Source organism: Methylomonas rosea (assembly GCF_024505055.1).
Lineage (GTDB): Bacteria > Pseudomonadota > Gammaproteobacteria > Methylococcales > Methylomonadaceae > Methylomonas > Methylomonas rosea.
Map to the genome: position 1 here is coordinate 1 of NZ_JANIBL010000003.1, position 19004 is coordinate 19004.

Here is a 19004-nt window from a genome sequence, read left to right on the forward strand (position 1 = left end):
AGTACTTCCCGCAAACACCTGTTGGACCACTGGTTTCTCCTGGAATTTAAGTTTGACTGCGGCTCAAATAAAAAATATAATCCTCTGTTCACTATTAACAGATTATGCTTGATGGAGCTTACGCTGATGTATGCGGTAATTCAAACAGGTGGTAAACAGTATCGGGTCGCAGAGGGTACTACCTTAAAAATAGAAAAACTTGAGTTGGGCGCAGGCGACAGCGTAGAGTTCGACAAAGTGCTGATGGTCCAATCAGGCGACTCCATAAAAGTAGGTCAGCCATTTGTCGAAGGCGGCAAAGTGACTGCAACTGTGGTTTCCCAGGGCAGACACAAAAAAGTCAGAATCATTAAATTCAGAAGACGTAAGCACCACATGAAACAAATGGGGCATCGTCAATACTACACAGAAATCCAGATTACTGGCATTTCTGCATAATATAACGAGGATAGAAAATGGCTCATAAGAAGGCAGGCGGTAGTACTCGTAACGGCCGCGACTCGCAAGCTCAACGCCTGGGCGTTAAACGCTTCGGTGGACAAGTGGTTAAAGCGGGCAACATTCTGGTTCGTCAACGCGGCACCCAATTTCACCCTGGCACCAACGTTGGCATCGGCAAAGACCACACATTGTTCGCAACAGTCGATGGCAAAGTGGTTTTTGAAGAGAAAGGTCCTAAAAACCGCAAATACGTCAGCATCGCAGCAGCGTAAATTTCTTGGCTGTGCTGATTGGCACAACTGAAAAGAAAAGCCTCGTTTTCAGCGGGGCTTTTTTGTTTATACCGGTAGATTATGAGATTTGTTGACGAAGCGGAAATCCGCGTAGAAGCAGGCGACGGCGGCAATGGCAAGGCCTCATTTCGCCGCGAGAAATATATTCCCTTGGGCGGCCCTGATGGCGGCGATGGCGGTGACGGCGGCAGCGTTTATCTGGTAGCTACCGAAAACGTCAATACGCTGGTGGATTTTCGCTATCACTCTGTGCATCGCGCCCAACGCGGACAAAACGGCGGCAGTCGAGACTGCACCGGCAAAAAAGGCGACGACTGCTTCGTCCCGGTTCCACCCGGCACCATCGTTTACGAAGCCGATACCGGCGAGAAAATCGGCGACTTGACCAAACCCGGCCAGCAATTATTGGTCGCCAAAGGCGGCTTCCACGGTCTCGGTAACACCCGATTCAAGAGCAGCGTCAATCGCGCACCGCAACAAACCAGCAAAGGCTCTGCCGGCGAGCACCGGATGCTTCGCCTGGAATTAATGGTTATTGCCGATGTTGGCTTACTGGGCATGCCAAATGCCGGCAAATCCAGCCTGATTCGCACCGTTTCGTCCGCACGCCCGAAAGTAGCAGACTACCCGTTCACCACCTTACACCCCAACCTGGGTGTGGTTAGAGTGGACGATTTGCGCAGTTTTGTGATTGCCGATATTCCCGGCGTTATCGAAGGCGCCGCGGAAGGCGCGGGCCTTGGCTTACAATTTTTAAAGCATTTGTCCCGAACCGGCTTGTTGTTGCATATCGTCGACATCGCCCCCTACGAAAGTGACGAGACACCAGTGAGCGCGGCACGCAAAATCATCCACGAAGTGGAAAAATGGAGCGACGACCTGTCCAGCAAACCACGCTGGCTGGTATTGAATAAGATCGACAATGTGCCTGACGATGAAGTCGAACAGCATTGCCAAGCCATCGTCGACGAACTCAGCTGGACCGGCCCGGTGTTCCTGATTTCCGCATTAAAAAATCAAGGCACCCAGGCACTGATGTACGCCATCATGGACTTCCTCGATCAACAAAAAGCCGAGCGGGATCTGCAAGCACAGGAGCCGCGCCATGAGCCGTTCTGAGTTTTCCCAAGCCCAGCGCGTAGTCGTCAAAATCGGCAGCTCGTTGCTGACCGACGGCGGACGCGGCCTCAACAAACAGGCTATTGCCGGCTGGGTCGCGCAAATGGCCGCACTCAAACGCCAAGGCGTCGATGTCGTATTGGTATCTTCCGGCTCCGTGGCGGAAGGCATGTCCCGCCTGAAGTTAAAAACCCGCCCGAAAACCCTGCATGAATTGCAAGCCGCCGCCTCGGTCGGGCAAATGGGCCTGGTCAGGCGCTTTGAAGATGAATTTCAACTTCACGACCTGCTGGCCGCACAAGTTCTGTTGACCCATGACGATCTGTCCGACCGCCAGCGCTATCTGAACGCGCGCAGCACGCTATTAACCTTGCTTGACTTTGGCGCAGTACCCGTCATCAACGAGAACGATGCGGTCGCCACCGAAGAAATCCGCTTCGGCGACAACGATACCTTGGGCGCCTTGGTTGCCAACCTGGTAGAAGCCGATTTGTTGATCATTCTTACCGACCAAACCGGCTTGTTCGACGCTAATCCCAGCCTAAATCCTAATGCCAAACTAATTTCCAGCATTAGCGTCAACGAGACCTTGCTTGATGAAGTCGCAGGCGGCAGCATCAGCGGTCTGGGGCGTGGCGGCATGTATACCAAGGTCCGCGCCGCGCGCTTGGCAGCCCGTTCCGGTGCAGCCACCGTAATTGTGTCCGGCAAGATCGACAACGTCATCCACGCGGTATTCAACGGCAATGACTTAGGTACTTATCTAATACCGAATATTGCACCGCTTGTCGCACGCAAACAATGGCTGGCCGGGCAATTGCAATTGAAAGGCAGTGTCGTATTGGACGATGGCGCGGTAAAAATTCTGAAAGGCGCCGGTAAAAGCCTGTTGGCAGTCGGCGTAAAGACTGTGCAAGGCGCCTTTAAGCGCGGCGACTTGGTGTCTTGCCTGGATTTGCATGGCACCGAAATTGCCCGCGGTTTAATCAATTACGGTTCGGAAGACGCCGGTAAAATTGCCGGCAAACCCAGCAGTGAATTCGAAACTTTGCTGGGCTATGCCGACGAAGACGAACTTATTCACCGCGATAATCTAGTGTTAGTCTGAGGCCCGACGACTTAGCTGATAGCGAAGTCGTCTGCCACCAATCTCAGGTATTCTGGATAACAATATTCGGAAACCGGCCACTATAATCCCGCGCACGCATCGCCAACTTGGCCGCCATCTTCCGTGCAATCGCTTTGTAGATTTGCGCCGGCCGACCATCCGGATCAGCCACTACTGTAGGCCTACCGCTATCGGCGTACTCGCGGATGTGAATATCCAGCGGCAAAGAGCCCAACAAATCCAGTTTGTTCTTAACTGCCATCGCCACGCCGCCGCCCTGACCAAATATCGCTTCTTCGTGCCCGCAGTTACTGCAAATATGGACGCTCATATTCTCCACTAGCCCCAATATCGGCACGTTGACCTTTTCAAACATCCCTAAGCCGCGTTGCGCGTCGATCAGTGCAATATCCTGTGGCGTGGTGACGATCACCGCACCACTCACCGGAATCTGTTGGGCCAGCGTCAGCTGAATATCGCCAGTACCGGGCGGCAAATCGATGATCAGGTAATCCACATCGTGCCATTGGGTTTGATTCAGTAATTGCTGTAAAGCACCGGTAACCATGGGACCGCGCCAGATCATAGGCTGATCCGGGTCGATCAAATAACCGATCGAAATGGTCTGCACGCCAAACGAGATTTTCGGCAACATGCTTTTGCCGTCCGGACTGTCGGGCTTGCCGGATAGTCCCAGCATGGTCGGAATACTGGGGCCGTATATATCCGCATCCAGAATACCGACATTGGCTCCTTCCGCCGCCAGCGCCAGAGCCAGATTCACGGAAGTGGTGGACTTACCTACCCCACCCTTGCCGGAGGCCACTGCAATAATATTTTTCACGTTCGGCAGGGGTTTTAATGCCTTTTGCACCGAATGCGAAACGATATTGAAACTGATCGACACATCCAGTTTGCCGACGTCCGGCAAAGTTTGCAGACGCTGCGTTACCGCCGCCTTCAATTCTTCAAGATAGCTTTTAGCCGGATAACCCAACTCGATAACGACGCTGACATCATTGCCATCCACACTGATTTTCTTAACGGATTTTGCCGAAACCAAGTCGGTTTCTACATTCGGATCGATAAAGTGTTTGAGTAAATTTTCGACAGCCGTTTTGTCAATGCTCGCCATGCGGAACTCCGAAGTAAAGGGAAATAATAACCAAGTAAAATAGTGCGAATATAATAACACCTTAACAGGAAGCCATTAAATCCGCGCCATTGTTAAAAAATAGTTTTCTCTTGCAGAATAATGATTTATCGTAACGACTTAACAATTAGCCTTAATAGTTAATTCTTAATTAAGACTTAATGCCGCCTTAATCTGATTTTAATTTGGATCGCTTAACTTCAAACGTCCAGCTCCGTCACTATCCGCGCCTATCATAAACATGTCAGCAGTCATTCAAAACCGTACTGTTTCACCGATACCGCTAGTATTCGTGTTAGCCGTAGTCAGCGCCTTGCTTAGCGGCTGTCAAAGCATACCGTTATTTTCCGACAACCAGCCGGAACACATAGTCTGGAACTCCAAACCGGACAATATAGCCAGTCATGAGTTTAACCTGAGCAGTAACCAAGGCATGGTTGGCTCGCTGGCCAGTATCAGTAGCCGCGAAAACGATACGCTATCCGACATCGGCCGCCATTACGGCTTGGGTTACAACGACATTACTATCGCCAATGCCAATCTGGACCCATGGACTTTGCCAGCCGAACAAACCGTGCTCTTGCCATTGCGTTTTGTACTGCCCGATGCCCCGCGCAAAGGTATCGTGCTGAATCTGGCCAACATGCGCATGTTCTATTACCCTAAAAATCAAGCCAATACCGTCCTGACTTATCCGGTGGGCATTGGCCGCCAAGGCTGGAACACGCCGTTAGGACAAACCCAAATTGTCGCCAAAAAGGCCAATCCGGACTGGACGGTGCCGGAATCGATTCACCGCGAACATCAGGCATTGGGCGACCCGCTGCCGAAAGTGATACGTTCCGGCCCGGACAACCCCTTGGGCAGCTATGCCATGCCCTTAGGGTTCAGCGGCTATTTGATCCATGGTACCAACAAACCTTATGGAATCGGCTTGCAAGTCAGTCACGGCTGTGTTCAGTTATATCCCGAAGATATAGAAGTCCTGTTCAACAAAGTAGAAGTCGGCACGCCGGTTCGCATCGTCCACCAACCTTATATGGCAACCTGGCAGGACGACATGCTTTACTTGGAAGCCCACCGGCCATTAGACAAATGGGAAAAACAGCAAAAACAACTTCAAAAAGATATTCGGAAAAAATTGCAACAACTGGCAAGCGAAAAGCAAGCAACGGTTGATTGGAGCAAAGTCGAACGCATCTTGCAACGTGCCGACGGCGTCCCCACCCCGGTATTGCCGGACAGTGCCGACTTACCGGAACTGGTTGCCGATGCGGTGCAACTGGCACATCCCGGACAATTCTACGGTCAACCGGTCATCAACGAATTGAGCGATAACGACTGGTCGATTTTGGCTGCCAGCTTCGAAAATGAAACCGATGCCCAAAAACTCGCCGCCATGCTCAATCACCAAGGGCCGCCGATTCCTGCCCGTAAAATTGCCAAGGACGGTGGTTTTCAAGTGGTCGCCGGGCCATTCAAGAACAAGAAAGAAGCCAAAACCGTTGCCCAACGCATCAAGCAGAACTTCGATATGGACGTTAAAGCGATCGATCCGAAACAGACTTCAAGAAACTGAGCGCAGCCAAGCCTTATTGCTTTTGCAACACGGACTGCCGCAACAGGGCCGACGCCTGTTCGGCCGGCACGGGTTTGCTGAAAAAATACCCTTGTCCGTAATTGCACTGCTGTCCGCCCAAAAAATCCAACTGGCTCTGATCTTCAACGCCTTCGGCTACCAGCTCCAGTTTCAGCTGGCCCGCCATTGCCGAAATAGCCGACACAATCGCTCTATCGTTGGCATCGGTGCAAATATCCTTCACGAACGATTTATCGATTTTTAAGGTATCGAGCGGAAAACGCTTCAAATAACTTAACGAAGAATAACCGGTACCAAAATCATCCACCGAAATCCGCACTCCCAGCTGCTTTATCTGATTCAGCGTGTCAAGTGTCGTATCCAGCTTATGCATCAAGATGCTTTCAGTAATTTCCAACTCCAGCAACTCCGGCGAAAGTTCGGTTTCTTTAAGCACATCCAACACCACATCCAGCAGCTGACGCTGATCTTGGAAGCGGTGAAACTGCCGCCCGGACAAATTGACCGCAATTCGAATCGGCATACCGGCCAACTGCCAGGCCCGCGCCTGTTTGCACGCAGTTTGCAATACCCAAGCCCCAATTGGCACGATCAACCCGGTTTCTTCAGCCAAGCCGATAAATTGATCCGGCATGACGATACCCATGGCGTGATTGTGCCAACGTATTAACGCCTCCATACCGATGATGCAACCGTTATCGATTTTCACCTGCGGCTGATAATGCAATACCAGTTCCTCCAACTCCAAGGCCTGACGCAAATGATGCTCCAGCTTCAGATAATGCTGAGCGGCGCTGTTCATTTCGGGAGTAAAAAACTGATAATTATTTTTGCCCAGTTTTTTGGCGTGATACAAAGCAGAGTCGGCCTGCGCCAGCAATTCATCAAACGAAAGCGAATTATCCGGATAAATACTGATACCGATACTGGCCCGGGAATAGATTTGATGTTGTTGAACCTGCAAAGGCTCGTTCAAGGCATGTAATATTTTGATGGCTACTTTGGCAGCATCCAGGCTATCTGCAATATTGGGCAACATGATAATAAACTCATCGCCGCCCATCCTGGAGGGCGTATCGCCTTCCCTCAAGCAACCGGAAATTCGCTTGGCAACAGCTCTGAGCAATTCGTCACCCACGGCATGCCCGAAGGTATCGTTGATCACCTTGAAATTATCCAGATCGAGAAATAGAAACGCGATAATGTCGTGCTTGCGCTGCGCTTGCGCAATGAACTGCAAGGCTCTGTCGGTTAGCAAAGTCCGGTTCGGTAACTCGGTGAGCGCATCGAAATGAGCTATGTAATCCAGGCGCTGGCGGGCGCGTTTGACTTCCTCGATTTCCCGAGCATTATCGATTACCAGCGACAATGAATGCGCAAAACTCAACGCCAACTCTTCGTCGTTCTTGGTAAACAATTCGCCGCTGTATTTATCACTAAGATAGATACGCCCGTACACCCGGCCTTGATGGGAAATAGGCACCGCCAACAAGGATGTCATATGCGGATGATGCTGCGGAAAACCGGCGCTGCGCGGGTCCTTGCCCATATCCGCAAGCCTCAAAGAGACGTTTTCCTCAATGACCACCCCCAACAAGCCCCTTCCCTCCGGCAAGTGACCAATTTGCTGAGCCTGTTCGTCGCTGATACCGGCATAAATAAACTCCGTCAACGCGCCGACATTGTCGACTATCCCAATAGCACCATAACGGGCATCCAACAGATTGCAAAGTGCATCAATGCCGGCCTGCAATAACTCGTTTTCGATTGAGGTATGCGCCAGCACCCCCAGCAAGCTGCGCGCAGCGTCATTCAATGCGGCCAGACGCCCGACCCATACCACCGTTTGCTCGTGGTTGGTTTCCGCCGCAATTTTAAGGCGCATAGTCTCTTTCAGCAGCAGCCGCTCACGGTTCAGCAGAACTTCCAGGATACTTTGCCGGGTAACCACGCCGACGAACTGACCTTTGTTAAGCACAGCCAAGGCTCCCAGCTGATTTTCATCCATCAGGCATAGGGCTTTGCGGACGCCAAGCTTAGGAGCGACACTAAGCATAGGCCGATGCTCGACCAAATCTGCAAAAATCCAATTTGGATGTTTTGATATATCGTGATCGGTGGCCAAACCGCAAAACTCTTCCACCGGCTCTTCCCGAAAAACGGCAAAAACGATATTGCGCTCAACGCTGCAAGGCCGCTCCTCCTCCATAACCCGACGAACGTGCGGCCATAAACAATCGCCAACCGCCAGTTGTTTCATAACTTGGTATTTAGCTGGACGGAAATATCCATTTCCGCATGCAATATTTCATCGGCACTCATCAAGGGCTTTATCTGAGTCAACACGAAATCGATTAACGCAGCCTTGCTGATGCGTTTCAGCAAGCTTTGTCTCACTAAAAGATCGCTGATCACATCGTCATCAAACTCAATATGCTCAAACGGCGCTTTTACCAATAGTTCGATTGCCCGGCGCATGGCAATACAACCAATCGGCGACTCCTTGCCTAACACCAACATATCTTTTAGCGGTGGAATAGCGTATTCACCCAAGTTGGCAGAAATATGAATTTGATTTTGGCTGGCTTTGTACATGGTCGAATGATCGAATTGTCTGACAAATTGAAAGGTTAATTTAGCAGATTTTCAGTTTTCAGAATTATTTCAGTAACAACCGACGCTAGCTCAGAGGCTTCGCTTACCGCTCGGCCACATGCTATGGGAATGAAGAAAGGAGGGACTTATAAAGTTACCGCTAAAATCATGCGCTTTAGCGATTATTCATCCGCAGCGACTAAAGAAAACACTCGGAAAGAGGGGATTTACATTGCGTTTGCCAGCTTGCTTAGTTAGACGGCGGCCGTCAACTAAGCAAACCGGTAAACGCTATCCGGACAATCAATGGAGGGAAAGATTATCCGGTCACAAATCAGGCGGACGTGCCCGCCAAAAACAATTATCTCGTAAAGTCTTAGCAGGCAAGTTGTCGAACTGGATAGGTTTAACAGGTAAAAGCCAGACCACACCAGGTATTAGTTGCCACCTTTGAAAGTGATTTCCAGCGCGTGCAAGGAATTGGCGCAATTGGCGCTACCTTGAATAGCCGGGTCATCGTGACAGGCTTGGTTTTGGGCGCGAGCTTCCTTAATGTTAGCTACATACCAGGCGACAGTTTTTACATCCTCGCCAGCTGCTTCATTAGCATTAGTAACATTCAACGCTGTGGTCAAACCCAGCGCGGCAACGGCAGCGGCTACTATCATCATGTGTGCTTTTTTCATAAAAAACTCCTTGGCTTCTCGATTATCGGGGGGACGATTAAAGCCCATGCTAATCCGCATGAGCTGGCGATAATCTAACAAAGAAACCTAACGTTTAAAATGTGGCCGATTGCCGCGCGACAATATGTCTCTACAGTGCGGCATATCACACAATTATGAACAAAAACCCATAAGTGCAGCTGACAAAAAGCGTTAATTACAACTATCGACAAAAGACAGTTGGTCAGCCCAGACAAGTTCGTTGAGAAAAATAGAAGACGGCGCAATAAGCCAAAGCCATTGCGCCAAGAATTTATTTAATTTTGACCAGTTCCTTACCATTGCTGGAGAAACTGCATATACCGGCCGCGAAGTAAGTGCATTCGTCCGATTGCTCCAGCTTGGCACCGTTAGGCGTCAGATGAATTTTCACCGAGCAAGAGCGTGCCTCACCCTCGATGTGTTTTTTCAATACCAATTCGTTTTCGCCGACGCTCTTAGCTTCATCGGACACCGTCGCAGAACAGGCGTGCTTGCCGGCTTCGTCGGGATTGGGTTCGAAGTCCACATCCACCGTGGCATTTATCTCTTTACCCAAGGTCGTAACCTTCATGTGCTGAACATGATTGCCGTCGCGCAACAGATAATGATCGGTAGCAGCCGCGGCAGTACCGGAAGCCAGCATCGCGATGGCCAGAAACAACGTTTTTCTCATGATGTTACCTCTTCTTATAAGATTAAGTGGTTCAAAAATGGCTAAGGCCTATCCGACTTTAGTATGCCATGCCGGACGGTATAGCGCTTAAGCTGGAGGCTTGATTGGGATTGTACCTTACTGATCCCTATTACCAAACACCCCTCGCCCCCACATCTGTGCAACACGCAAGCAATCGGCAAGCCGCCGCCCAAACCATGAAACCCCAGGCGATTTATGCCATAATCCGCCCTCATTTTCCCAGGCTGTTTTAACCCCATGTCTAACCGAAAAATCCTTGTTACCAGCGCCTTACCGTATGCCAACGGCCCTATCCATTTAGGCCATCTCGTCGAATACATCCAAACAGACATCTGGGTGCGGTTCCAGAAACAACGCGGGCACAATTGCTATTACGTTTGCGCCGACGACACCCACGGTACGCCTATCATGCTCAGGGCAGACAAGGAAGGCATTACCCCGGAACAATTGATTGCCGATGTGGAAAAGCAGCATCGCGCCGATTTCCAGGAATTCGGCGTCGCGTTCGATCAGTACCACAGCACCCATTCCCCGGAAAACAAAGAATACTCGGCGCTGATCTACAAACGCCTGCGCGACGGCGGCCATATCAGCCAACGCAGCATCACCCAGGCCTACGATCCGGTCAAAAACATGTTCCTGCCGGACCGCTTCATCAAAGGCGAATGCCCGAAATGCGGCGCGGCCGACCAATACGGCGACAGCTGCGAAGCCTGTGGCGCCACCTATTCGCCCACTGAACTGAAAAACGCCGTCTCCGCCATCTCCGGCGAGCGCCCCATCGAAAAAGACTCCGAGCATTATTTCTTCGAACTGGGCCATTTCGCCGAGATGTTGCGTGACTGGACCACCGCCGGCCACTTGCAACCGGAAGTGAGCAACAAGATGGCGGAATGGCTGGAAAACGGCCTCCAGCAATGGGATATTTCCCGCGATGCGCCGTATTTTGGTTTCGAAATCCCCGACGCTCCTGGCAAGTATTTTTACGTCTGGCTGGACGCACCCATCGGTTACATGGCCAGCTTCAAGCACTTCTGCGACCGCCAAGGCCTGGATTTCGACAGTTTCTGGCAAAAAGACAGCACCGCCGAGCTTTACCACTTCATCGGCAAGGACATCATTTACTTCCACGCCTTGTTCTGGCCGGCCATGCTGCATGGTGCCAACTTCCGTACCCCCAGTGCGATATTTGCCCACGGTTTCTTAACCGTCAACGGCGAGAAAATGTCCAAATCGCGCGGCACTTTCATCAAAGCCCGCACCTATCTGGATCATCTGAACCCCGAATATCTGCGTTATTACTTCGCCGCCAAACTCAGCGCCGGCGTCGACGACATCGATTTAAACTTCGACGATTTCAGCCAGCGCGTCAACTCCGACCTGGTCGGCAAAGTGGTCAACATCGCCAGCCGCTGTTCCGGCTTTATCGCCAAGCGCTTCGATGGCGTACTTTCAAATGAATGCTCCGAACCGGCTTTATTCCAACAGTTTATCGACGCCAACAGCACCATCGCCGATCTATACGAAAGCCGCGAATTCGGCAAAGCGATGCGCGAGATCATGGCACTGGCCGACAAGGCCAATCAGTACATCGACGAAAAAAAACCCTGGCTGATCGCCAAGGAAGAAGGCAAGGACGCCGAGTTGCACGCGGTATGCAGCATGGGCGTGAATCTGTTTCGGATGCTGGTAGCCTATCTGCGCCCGGTAATTCCAACGCTGGCAAACAACGCGGAAAGCTTTTTGAACATCCCCGCGCAAAGCTGGCCGAGTGATGCTCAACCGCTGCTCGGTCATAAAATCAATGGCTTCATACCGTTGATGACCCGCGTAGAGCCGGACAAGATTGCCGCGATTGTGGAAGCCTCCAAGGAAAATCTGGAAAAGACGCCATCGGTTACAGCCAAGCCGGTCAAACAGGCGGCCGCTGTCAAAACCAATCCCGAACAAGTGGCAAAAGCCATCTCCGAACCCATCGCCGAAGCGATAGAGATTGAAGACTTTGCCAAAATAGATTTGCGCATCGCCCGCATCGTGAAAGCCGAATCGGTCGAAGGCGCGGAAAAATTGCTGCAACTGACCGTCGATCTGGGCGGCGAAACCCGCAACATCTTCGCCGGCATCAAATCGGCTTACGCACCGGAAGACCTGGAAGGCAAACTGACCGTCGTCGTCGCCAATCTAAAGCCGCGCAAAATGCGCTTCGGCACCTCCGAAGGCATGGTCTTGGCTGCCGGACCCGGCGGTAAAGACATCTGGGTACTGTCACCGGATCAAGGCGCGCAGCCGGGCATGCGGGTTAAATAGCCTCATAACTATTGGCAATGAGCGAGCGAAACGAGGCATCTCTAGCCGACCAAATCGACGCGCTACTACCGCAAACCCAATGCCGCAAATGCGGTTATCAGGGTTGCCGGCCTTATGCGGAAGCCATCAGTAACGGCGAAGCCGACATAGACCAGTGCCCGCCGGGCGGCGACCAAGGCATCCAATTACTGGCGGAATTACTAAACGTACCTGCCAAGCCTTTGAATCCGGAATTTGGTGTCCAGCGCCCTCTACAAATAGCCGTGATAGATGAAACTGCCTGCATAGGTTGCACCAAATGCCTGCCGCCTTGCCCCACCGACGCCATCCTCGGTGCTTCCAAGCAAATGCATACCGTTATTGCCGCACTGTGTACCGGCTGCGAATTATGCGTCGCACCCTGCCCCGTCAACTGCATCAGCATGGTCGTCTCAACCAACACCGAATGGACCAAAGCCAATGCCGACCTGTCCAGACTGCGTCATCAAGCCAAAAACCAGCGGCAAGTCAAAGCGGAAGCGGAAAAATCCGAGCGGTTGAACCGGCAAAAACAGCTGCTGGCAAAACTAAATAAAGGAAAAACCACCGTTTAATCCCGGATTGGCAATGACTTTAACGGCATTTAATCTTATAATGGCGCACTTACCCAAAGTGGCCTTAGCCACTAGATAGCTCCCAAAGAAACAGTTCTTCGGTTTTCAGAATTAGGGTAACGGTTCACACCGCTGGACCGAAAAGATTGCATTGTTTGACCGCAAATCAGATTGCGCCCGTAGCTCAGCTGGATAGAGCGCAGCCCTCCGGAGGCTGAGGCCAGAGGTTCGAATCCTCTCGGGCGCGCCATTTTGACATCTCCCAAAACCCCAATTATGATCCCACGCCCCCTGTGTGAGACTTAACCCGCGCCATGCACGTATAGCCCGTTAAAACCGCACAGGTTACTTGACATTCGCCCTCGCGTACCTTTACCCAATTAAAAACTTCAATTTATTAATCCACCAAGTTATCGAAGATACTTGGTTTACATACCTAGAGCCCCCGCCCAAATATTGCGCTGCACGTCATTTTTTCATACGCCAATCCATTAAAAACTAAATCCGCTGAAGACTATTGACAGATACCAAAGATATAAAGCATATCTGCCACCCTGGATTCGGATAGGCGATCTTAGACCATGCCATGCTCTTGCAGCATGGCGTAGGCGGCATTTATCTGCCTGGTTTCTTCCTCGGCGATTTGCTGGATTTTTATGCCTAAGACACCCACCCTGTCCGGATGATATTCGGAGATTTTCTTTTTGTAGGCCGCTTTTATATCCATGGGAATGGCGTCCGCGTTCAGGCCAAGAATCAGGTAGCAATCTGCTAAAGATTTAATGCTTTGCTCATCTTCCGGGAGTTTTATTTCGGTTATATAAACATTGCGGTGCTCGTCAATATCCAGTTTGAACTGCGCGTAACATTTTCGGCAGCGCGCTTTGTTACCATCAATGGGCAAGGTAAATTTGATGTGTTGCGCGCAGGATGGGCAGGAAATTGTTCTTAGATTTGCAGGGGTCTTAAAGGCAGGCTTTTTTTGCCGTTGCTTTTTAAGTCGATTTTTTCTAGCGCTGAATACGACGAATCCAAGCAAAATAACATTCAACGCTATCGATGCGAGCAGGCCAATATGGGTCATCATTCCAGCTCAGCGCCCTGCGAAATGATTTGATTAAACAGGCATCCCGTATTCATTTTGCCTATCATCGCCTTTTGACACCATCCAGATGAAATACGGGATAATTCCGATAATAGTCAGAATGATCAGATACCACCAGCCGCTATGCCCGGTGTCGTGTAACCGGCGGATATTAACGGCCAGCGAAGGAAATAAAATGACCAAGTTAGTGATTGCCGTGACGGTTGCCGGCTCGCCGTAAGCCGATTGGTCTATGATCCCAGCCACCATGGACACTAATAGCGTGAAAAGAGCAAACCACCAGTATTCAGCTCGGGACGCTCTACCTTGAAATACAAATGCCTTTGAAAAACAGCTGGACACCGATTCGGTAAACGTCATATCCGGTCTACCTGTCATCGGTCCGAGATAGGCGGTATCTGACTGAATGGCAGCACCACACTCAAGGCAGAACTTCGCATTCTCCGGATTTTGCTTTCCACAATTTGGGCAGTACATTTTGATCTCCGAGCAGATTCTTGAAACAGCGATATTACTGCGATATCGAAAAATGTGTAGTCCGCTCGTACATTTTCACTCAGTTTCGTTTAGCAGCTTTGACGGGAAGGATGAAACCACTTGCAGTATGGCCACAGCACCATCCTTGCGCGGCGCACAAGTAACCAAACAAATCCCGGTAAATAGCAAACGCGCAGCCTCATCAAGATTGCCGTCACCTTACTCCAGAGAGGGGTTCAGAAAGATTGGGGGAACCTTGCCTGAATTAGTGTACAAAAATCTGCGCGAAGTCCTTTACGCTAATAGGTGACATAACAAGACTAAACCGTATTGCACGGTTTACGCGGATAAACTATTTATTCTGTTCGTCGACTGCATCGGCCTCGTCTTTCGGAGCCTGCTCGACAACGCGCTTTTTCGGCTGCTTACTAGCGGACTGCTGATTGATGCGTTCAAGCTGAGCAAGAAAATACGAGTCGTAATTCCAGTTTGGTTTTGCTGCGATGGGTTCGGGTTTGGTATCTCTGATGTCGCTCATAGTATTTTGGTTGATTGCACTCTTGTGGTAAGCAGAATAACTGCATTGACATAAATTAGCGCGTATCGCCAGTAACCGGGAATCGAATAGGCTAATTGCCTAAAACATTAGTTTGATTCAGAGGCTATTTGAGCAAGTCGCGCTGGACGTATTAAACAACCGCCGGCTTCAGCATTGAGGTTTTGCCTACCATAATATCCGCTGCTTTCAACATGCGTTTAAATACCGATTCCTGGCAGTAAGGAATATTATGTTTTTCGCACAGCGCTTTCACTTGCGGCTGCAATTTTTGGTATTGGCTTAGCGGCAAATCCGGCCATAAATGGTGCTCGATTTGATAATTCAACCAGCCGTAGAAAAAATCGTTGAAATTCGAGCCGGTTGGGTAATTGACCGATCCCAAGATCTGCCGCAGATAAAACTCGCCCTTACTATGCGATTTTTCATCGAACATCATCACGTCGTCGCCGGCATGATTGGGGATCATCACCAGAAAGCTATGCATATTGGTGAGAATTTCCGCCAGCAGGGAATTGATCAACACACTGACAACCGCAAACGAACCCAGCGGTAAGAACAGTAACGGTAACAACACAAACCGATACGCCGTATAAGGCAACACACTTTGTAGCCACAACGCCTTACCTTGGGGCGTAAACAGACTCCAGGCGCCGATACGTGTGGTTTCTGGTCTGGGCTTACCTTGCAAGCGGGCGGCATTCAAAACCAATTCTTTGTGGGTGCGCGGGGTGTAATAAATAATTTTCCAGATACCGGAAAAAAACGCCACGATGGCATAGCGCTGCCACATTGGCAGTTTGGATTGCCGCAACCATTCCATGTTGTGTTGGGCATTGTTGGGATCGGTTTCTTCACCCAGGTTGTAATGGTGCAATAAATCGTGTTCGTGATGCCAGCCGGCCGGTGTCATCCAGTCCGGCCAATCCAGAAACCGCCGCCAACCCTTCGCGAATTTCTTGCTGGTGTAATTTTTATCCACGTCCTGCATTTTATCGAAGGCTTTATGCACGATGGGATGGCCCACCCCAGTCCAGCGGGAAAAACTACCTTGACTGATCAACAACGCGGAAATCGGATTGGGGAAAATCCAGGCGGTAGCGTAACCGATAAGCGAACAAACCTTTCCCCAACGTTCCACCTTTTTTAAGTGGTCGAAATCGGCGGGACCAATATCCGCTAAAGCTTGTTTGTGAATTTGACTGATGTCTTTGGCTAATTGCTCGCGATCAACCGACTGGTAACTATTTAAGCTCAAAATGTGTTGTCTCTGAAAAGTGCAAGGGAAGGATTTTGAAAACCTTCAAATAAAAAATCCGGATTGGAAGGCACCGGACCGCGCTAACAAATAGCGGCCTTAAAACCAGTCAAAACGGGGCAAATCGACTGACCGAAAAGATGGCATAAGTCTATACACCATCCATATTTTTGCCAGCTCTCTCAATCTTCCCGGCACTTTGCACCTGAGTATGACGAGGCAACTTTTGCAAATTTAAAAAAGGGTAATGTGTTGATTTTAATGGTGCCGGCAATAGGAATCGAACCTACGACCTTCGCGTTACGAGTGCGCTGCTCTACCTGCTGAGCTATGCCGGCGTGTGATTGTCTATTTGTAGATGGCTTTGGGGTCTTTCAGTACCGGCTCGGTGGTTTGCCACTCGCCGTCTGTCAGGCTTCGGAAAAAACAGCTTTCCCGACCGGTATGGCAGGCGATACCGCCTTCCTGTTCAATTTTAAGCAAAATCACATCGGCATCGCAATCCAGTTGTATATCGATAACCTTTTGGCGATGGCCGGACTCTTCGCCCTTGCGCCACAAACGCTGGCGGGAACGCGACCAATATACCGCATAACCTTCGGCAACCGTTAAGGCCAGCGAATCGCGATTCATCCAGGCAAACATCACCACGCGGCTGCTATCATGTAGTTGCGCGATGACCGGCACCAAGCCGTCTTCGGTCCACTGGATTTCTTCCAGCCATGCCGCGCTCATAAACGCACCTCTATGCCTCTGGCTTGCATGTGCTTTTTGGCCTGCTCGATGGTGTATTCGGCAAAATGGAAAATGCTGGCCGCCAGTACTGCATCGGCTTTGCCTTCTATGATGCCGTCAGCCAGATGATCCAGATTGCCCACGCCGCCGGAAGCGATGACCGGAATGCTGACCGCTTCGCTGATGGCGCGGGTCAAAGCCAAGTCAAAGCCGGATTTGGTACCGTCGCGGTCCATACTGGTCAACAAAATTTCGCCGGCCCCGTAGTCTTTCATTCTGACGGCCCACTCGACCGCGTTGATGCCGGTTGGTTTGCGGCCGCCGTGGGTAAAAATTTCCCAGCGGTTATCCTCGCCGTCCTGACTGACTTTTTTAGCGTCGATAGCGACTACGATGCATTGCGAGCCGAATTTTTCGGCCGCTTCCTTGACGAATTCCGGCCGGAATACCGCAGCGCTGTTGATGCCCACTTTGTCCGCGCCGGCATTGAGCATGCGGCGAATGTCTTCCAACACCCGGATGCCGCCGCCCACGGTCAACGGAATAAACACTTCGCTGGCCACTTGTTCAACCACATGCACAATGGTGTCGCGATTATCGTGGGTGGCTGTGATGTCCAGGAAGGTGATTTCATCCGCACCTTCTCGGTCGTAACGACGGGCAATTTCCACCGGATCGCCGGCATCGCGAATATCCACGAACTTCACGCCTTTCACGACGCGGCCGTTATCGACATCCAGACAGGGAATAATACGTTTGGCTAAGCTCATTGTTTACGATTTACCGGCTAATAGCTCAGACATCGGCTCCGCCGAAAGACTCGGCGAGCTTTTCCCCTTCGGCAAAATCCAGGGTACCTTCGTAGATCGCCCGACCGGTGATGGCACCCATGATCCCTTCGTGCGCAACAGCACCGAGGGCGCGAATGTCGTCCAGATTAGTTATGCCGCCGGAGGCGATAATCGGAATGTGCACCGAGCGCGCCAATTTGGCGGTAGCTTCGACATTGACGCCTTGCATCATGCCGTCGCGGGAGATATCGGTGTAAATGATTGCGGCTACGCCGTTGGCTTCAAATTTTTGCGCCAGGTCAATTACATCGTGGCGGGACAATTTCGACCACCCGTCGATGGCAACTTTGCCATCTCTCGCGTCCAGACCGATGATGATGTGGCCGGGAAATTCGATGGAAACATCGCGAACAAAGTGCGGTTCGCTGACAGCCTTGGTACCGATGATGACATATTGCACGCCGGCTTCCAGATAAGCCTGGATAGTATCTTCGTCGCGAATACCGCCGCCGATTTGCACCGGCACGTCCGGATAGGCTTGGACGATTGCGTTGATTATCTCGGCATTTTTCGGTTTACCGGCGAAGGCGCCGTCCAAATCGACTAGGTGCAATCGTTTTGCCCCTGCTTCAACCCAGCGCCCGGCCACCGCCACCGGATCGTCCGAGAATACGGTGTCGTCTTCCATACGACCCTGGCGCAAGCGGACACATTTTCCTTCCTTCAAGTCAATTGCGGGTATCAGCAACATATTTAAATCTCGACAGTTAAAACACTAAATCTAAAGGTTAGTAAAGCCAACATCTAAGGGTTGGGGAGTTACGCGACTCCATCCCATGCCAGGAAGTTTTGCAGTAGTTGCAATCCGACAGTCTGGCTTTTTTCGGGATGAAATTGCACGGCAAACATGTTCTCTTTTGCCAGTGCGCAGGTAAATGCTTGCGGATAATCGGCCGTTGCGGCGCTGTGACGCGGGTCGTCCGGCGCAGCATAATAGCTGTGTACGAAATAAAAGCGGCTATGATCCGGAATATTGTGCCAGAGCGGATGAGGGTTTTGTTTGACCTGATTCCAGCCCATGTGCGGGATTTTCAAAACATTGCCTTCGGCATCCAACATATGATCGGCAAAACGGCGGGCATGCCCGGGAAATATATTCAGACAGGCAATGCCGTCGTTTTCCTCGCTGTCGGTCAGCAAGGCCTGCATACCCAGGCAAATGCCTAGAAAAGGTTTGTTTTGGGCTACTTCACGGATCACTTCAGCCAAACCACTTTCGTTCAAGGCATGCATACAATCGCGTATCGCGCCAACGCCCGGAAATACTACACGATCAGCCGTGCGGATCACTGCGGCATCGGCAGTTATTTGTACATTTACCCGGCTATCGGCATGTTGAAGCGCTTTGGCAATGGAATGCAGATTTCCCATTCCGTAATCGATAACGGCTACTGATGACATAAAACTAGAGA

20 protein-coding genes and 2 tRNA genes are annotated in these 19004 nt (G+C 50.9%); 8 read left to right on the top strand and 14 right to left on the bottom strand.

Translation table 11 applies throughout. From position 1 onward, the window contains the following. The first annotated feature begins 126 nt into the window (after positions 1–126). From rplU to proB, 4 genes are all read left to right on the top strand, one after another. A complete protein-coding gene (gene rplU, locus NP589_RS01335; protein ID WP_020484555.1) occupies positions 127–438 on the top strand; it encodes a 50S ribosomal protein L21 in 312 nt (103 codons plus the stop codon). Positions 439–455: 17 nt separating this feature from the next. Then, a complete protein-coding gene (gene rpmA, locus NP589_RS01340) occupies positions 456–713 on the top strand; it encodes a 50S ribosomal protein L27 (RefSeq protein ID WP_020484554.1) in 258 nt (85 codons plus the stop codon). An 81-nt stretch (positions 714–794) separates the two neighbouring features. Then, the gene (gene cgtA, locus NP589_RS01345) at positions 795–1853 is read left to right on the top strand and encodes an Obg family GTPase CgtA (RefSeq protein WP_256605329.1); all 1059 of its coding nucleotides are present in this window, start codon (positions 795–797) and stop codon (positions 1851–1853) included. Further along, a complete protein-coding gene (gene proB / locus NP589_RS01350; protein WP_256605330.1) occupies positions 1840–2961 on the top strand; it encodes a glutamate 5-kinase in 1122 nt (373 codons plus the stop codon). Before cgtA ends, proB begins: the two co-directional genes overlap by 14 nt. Positions 2962–3004: 43 nt before the next feature. On the opposite strand, the gene apbC is transcribed toward proB, so the two are convergent. Continuing rightward, entirely contained in the window at positions 3005–4096 is a 1092-nt protein-coding gene (apbC, locus tag NP589_RS01355) for an iron-sulfur cluster carrier protein ApbC (protein WP_256605331.1), read from the bottom strand. Positions 4097–4355: 259 nt separating this feature from the next. Here apbC and NP589_RS01360 point away from each other — a divergent pair, with 259 nt between their 5' ends. Further along, positions 4356–5693: a L,D-transpeptidase family protein gene (locus NP589_RS01360; RefSeq protein ID WP_256605332.1), complete on the top strand. Its 1338-nt coding sequence runs from the start codon at positions 4356–4358 to the stop codon at positions 5691–5693. 13 nt (positions 5694–5706) lie between these two features. On the opposite strand, the gene NP589_RS01365 is transcribed toward NP589_RS01360, so the two are convergent. From NP589_RS01365 to NP589_RS01380, 4 genes are all read right to left on the bottom strand, one after another. Next, positions 5707–7974 carry an EAL domain-containing protein gene (locus NP589_RS01365; protein WP_256605333.1) on the bottom strand — a complete coding sequence of 756 codons (2268 nt, stop codon included), beginning with the start codon at positions 7972–7974 and terminating at the stop codon, positions 5707–5709. Next, entirely contained in the window at positions 7971–8309 is a 339-nt protein-coding gene (locus NP589_RS01370; protein ID WP_033155833.1) for a hypothetical protein, read from the bottom strand. The genes NP589_RS01365 and NP589_RS01370 overlap by 4 nt, the downstream gene beginning before the upstream one ends. 437 nt (positions 8310–8746) lie before the next feature. Beyond that, positions 8747–8995 carry an EexN family lipoprotein gene (locus NP589_RS01375; RefSeq protein WP_020484530.1) on the bottom strand — a complete coding sequence of 83 codons (249 nt, stop codon included), beginning with the start codon at positions 8993–8995 and terminating at the stop codon, positions 8747–8749. 292 nt (positions 8996–9287) lie between these two features. Then, on the bottom strand, positions 9288–9689 hold the full coding sequence (locus tag NP589_RS01380; RefSeq protein WP_256605334.1) for a hypothetical protein: 402 nt from the start codon (positions 9687–9689) through the stop codon (positions 9288–9290). A 258-nt stretch (positions 9690–9947) separates the two neighbouring features. On the opposite strand from NP589_RS01380, the gene metG reads away from it, so the two are divergent. The 3 genes from metG (at position 9948) to NP589_RS01395 (ending at position 12860) form a co-directional block, all read left to right on the top strand. Beyond that, complete coding sequence (gene metG, locus NP589_RS01385; protein ID WP_256605335.1) at positions 9948–12017, top strand: methionine--tRNA ligase; 2070 nt, start codon at positions 9948–9950, stop codon at positions 12015–12017. 17 nt (positions 12018–12034) lie between these two features. Further along, positions 12035–12610, top strand: coding sequence for an RnfABCDGE type electron transport complex subunit B (locus tag NP589_RS01390; protein WP_256605336.1), 576 nt, complete (start codon positions 12035–12037; stop codon positions 12608–12610). A 173-nt stretch (positions 12611–12783) separates the two neighbouring features. Next, positions 12784–12860 (top strand) — tRNA-Arg (locus tag NP589_RS01395). A gap of 324 nt (positions 12861–13184) precedes the next feature. On the opposite strand, the gene NP589_RS01400 is transcribed toward NP589_RS01395, so the two are convergent. From NP589_RS01400 to hisH, 9 genes are all read right to left on the bottom strand, one after another. Further along, the gene (locus NP589_RS01400; protein WP_256605337.1) at positions 13185–13514 is read right to left on the bottom strand and encodes a J domain-containing protein; all 330 of its coding nucleotides are present in this window, start codon (positions 13512–13514) and stop codon (positions 13185–13187) included. A 213-nt stretch (positions 13515–13727) separates the two neighbouring features. Further along, on the bottom strand, positions 13728–14192 hold the full coding sequence (locus NP589_RS01405) for a DUF805 domain-containing protein (RefSeq protein ID WP_256605338.1): 465 nt from the start codon (positions 14190–14192) through the stop codon (positions 13728–13730). A gap of 352 nt (positions 14193–14544) precedes the next feature. Further along, the gene (locus NP589_RS01410; protein ID WP_256605339.1) at positions 14545–14730 is read right to left on the bottom strand and encodes a hypothetical protein; all 186 of its coding nucleotides are present in this window, start codon (positions 14728–14730) and stop codon (positions 14545–14547) included. Positions 14731–14881: 151 nt separating this feature from the next. Next, positions 14882–16006: a fatty acid desaturase family protein gene (locus NP589_RS01415; RefSeq protein ID WP_256605340.1), complete on the bottom strand. Its 1125-nt coding sequence runs from the start codon at positions 16004–16006 to the stop codon at positions 14882–14884. 262 nt (positions 16007–16268) lie between these two features. Continuing rightward, positions 16269–16344, bottom strand: a tRNA-Thr gene (locus NP589_RS01420). A gap of 10 nt (positions 16345–16354) precedes the next feature. After that, positions 16355–16741, bottom strand: coding sequence for a phosphoribosyl-AMP cyclohydrolase (gene hisI, locus NP589_RS01425; protein ID WP_256605341.1), 387 nt, complete (start codon positions 16739–16741; stop codon positions 16355–16357). Continuing rightward, on the bottom strand, positions 16738–17511 hold the full coding sequence (gene hisF / locus NP589_RS01430) for an imidazole glycerol phosphate synthase subunit HisF (protein ID WP_256605342.1): 774 nt from the start codon (positions 17509–17511) through the stop codon (positions 16738–16740). Before hisF ends, hisI begins: the two co-directional genes overlap by 4 nt. A gap of 25 nt (positions 17512–17536) precedes the next feature. Next, positions 17537–18283, bottom strand: coding sequence for a 1-(5-phosphoribosyl)-5-[(5-phosphoribosylamino)methylideneamino]imidazole-4-carboxamide isomerase (hisA, locus tag NP589_RS01435; RefSeq protein WP_064008126.1), 747 nt, complete (start codon positions 18281–18283; stop codon positions 17537–17539). A gap of 68 nt (positions 18284–18351) precedes the next feature. After that, positions 18352–18993: an imidazole glycerol phosphate synthase subunit HisH gene (gene hisH, locus NP589_RS01440; RefSeq protein WP_256605343.1), complete on the bottom strand. Its 642-nt coding sequence runs from the start codon at positions 18991–18993 to the stop codon at positions 18352–18354. Between the last annotated feature and the right edge of the window lie 11 nt (positions 18994–19004).

Bases quoted from the DNA above. Each gene is read 5' to 3' on its own strand.
- hisA (WP_064008126.1), bottom strand. From the start codon at position 18,283: ATGTTGCTGATACCCGCAATTGACTTGAAGGAAGGAAAATGTGTCCGC.
- NP589_RS01365 (WP_256605333.1), bottom strand. From the start codon at position 7,974: ATGAAACAACTGGCGGTTGGCGATTGTTTATGGCCGCACGTTCGTCGG.
- hisI (WP_256605341.1), bottom strand. From the start codon at position 16,741: ATGAGCGCGGCATGGCTGGAAGAAATCCAGTGGACCGAAGACGGCTTG.
- metG (WP_256605335.1), top strand. From the start codon at position 9,948: ATGTCTAACCGAAAAATCCTTGTTACCAGCGCCTTACCGTATGCCAAC.
- NP589_RS01370 (WP_033155833.1), bottom strand. From the start codon at position 8,309: ATGTACAAAGCCAGCCAAAATCAAATTCATATTTCTGCCAACTTGGGT.
- NP589_RS01380 (WP_256605334.1), bottom strand. From the start codon at position 9,689: ATGAGAAAAACGTTGTTTCTGGCCATCGCGATGCTGGCTTCCGGTACT.
- NP589_RS01405 (WP_256605338.1), bottom strand. From the start codon at position 14,192: ATGTACTGCCCAAATTGTGGAAAGCAAAATCCGGAGAATGCGAAGTTC.
- NP589_RS01390 (WP_256605336.1), top strand. From the start codon at position 12,035: ATGAGCGAGCGAAACGAGGCATCTCTAGCCGACCAAATCGACGCGCTA.
- rpmA (WP_020484554.1), top strand. From the start codon at position 456: ATGGCTCATAAGAAGGCAGGCGGTAGTACTCGTAACGGCCGCGACTCG.
- hisH (WP_256605343.1), bottom strand. From the start codon at position 18,993: ATGTCATCAGTAGCCGTTATCGATTACGGAATGGGAAATCTGCATTCC.
- cgtA (WP_256605329.1), top strand. From the start codon at position 795: ATGAGATTTGTTGACGAAGCGGAAATCCGCGTAGAAGCAGGCGACGGC.
- NP589_RS01410 (WP_256605339.1), bottom strand. From the start codon at position 14,730: ATGAGCGACATCAGAGATACCAAACCCGAACCCATCGCAGCAAAACCA.
- hisF (WP_256605342.1), bottom strand. From the start codon at position 17,511: ATGAGCTTAGCCAAACGTATTATTCCCTGTCTGGATGTCGATAACGGC.
- NP589_RS01375 (WP_020484530.1), bottom strand. From the start codon at position 8,995: ATGAAAAAAGCACACATGATGATAGTAGCCGCTGCCGTTGCCGCGCTG.
- NP589_RS01360 (WP_256605332.1), top strand. From the start codon at position 4,356: ATGTCAGCAGTCATTCAAAACCGTACTGTTTCACCGATACCGCTAGTA.
- proB (WP_256605330.1), top strand. From the start codon at position 1,840: ATGAGCCGTTCTGAGTTTTCCCAAGCCCAGCGCGTAGTCGTCAAAATC.
- rplU (WP_020484555.1), top strand. From the start codon at position 127: ATGTATGCGGTAATTCAAACAGGTGGTAAACAGTATCGGGTCGCAGAG.
- apbC (WP_256605331.1), bottom strand. From the start codon at position 4,096: ATGGCGAGCATTGACAAAACGGCTGTCGAAAATTTACTCAAACACTTT.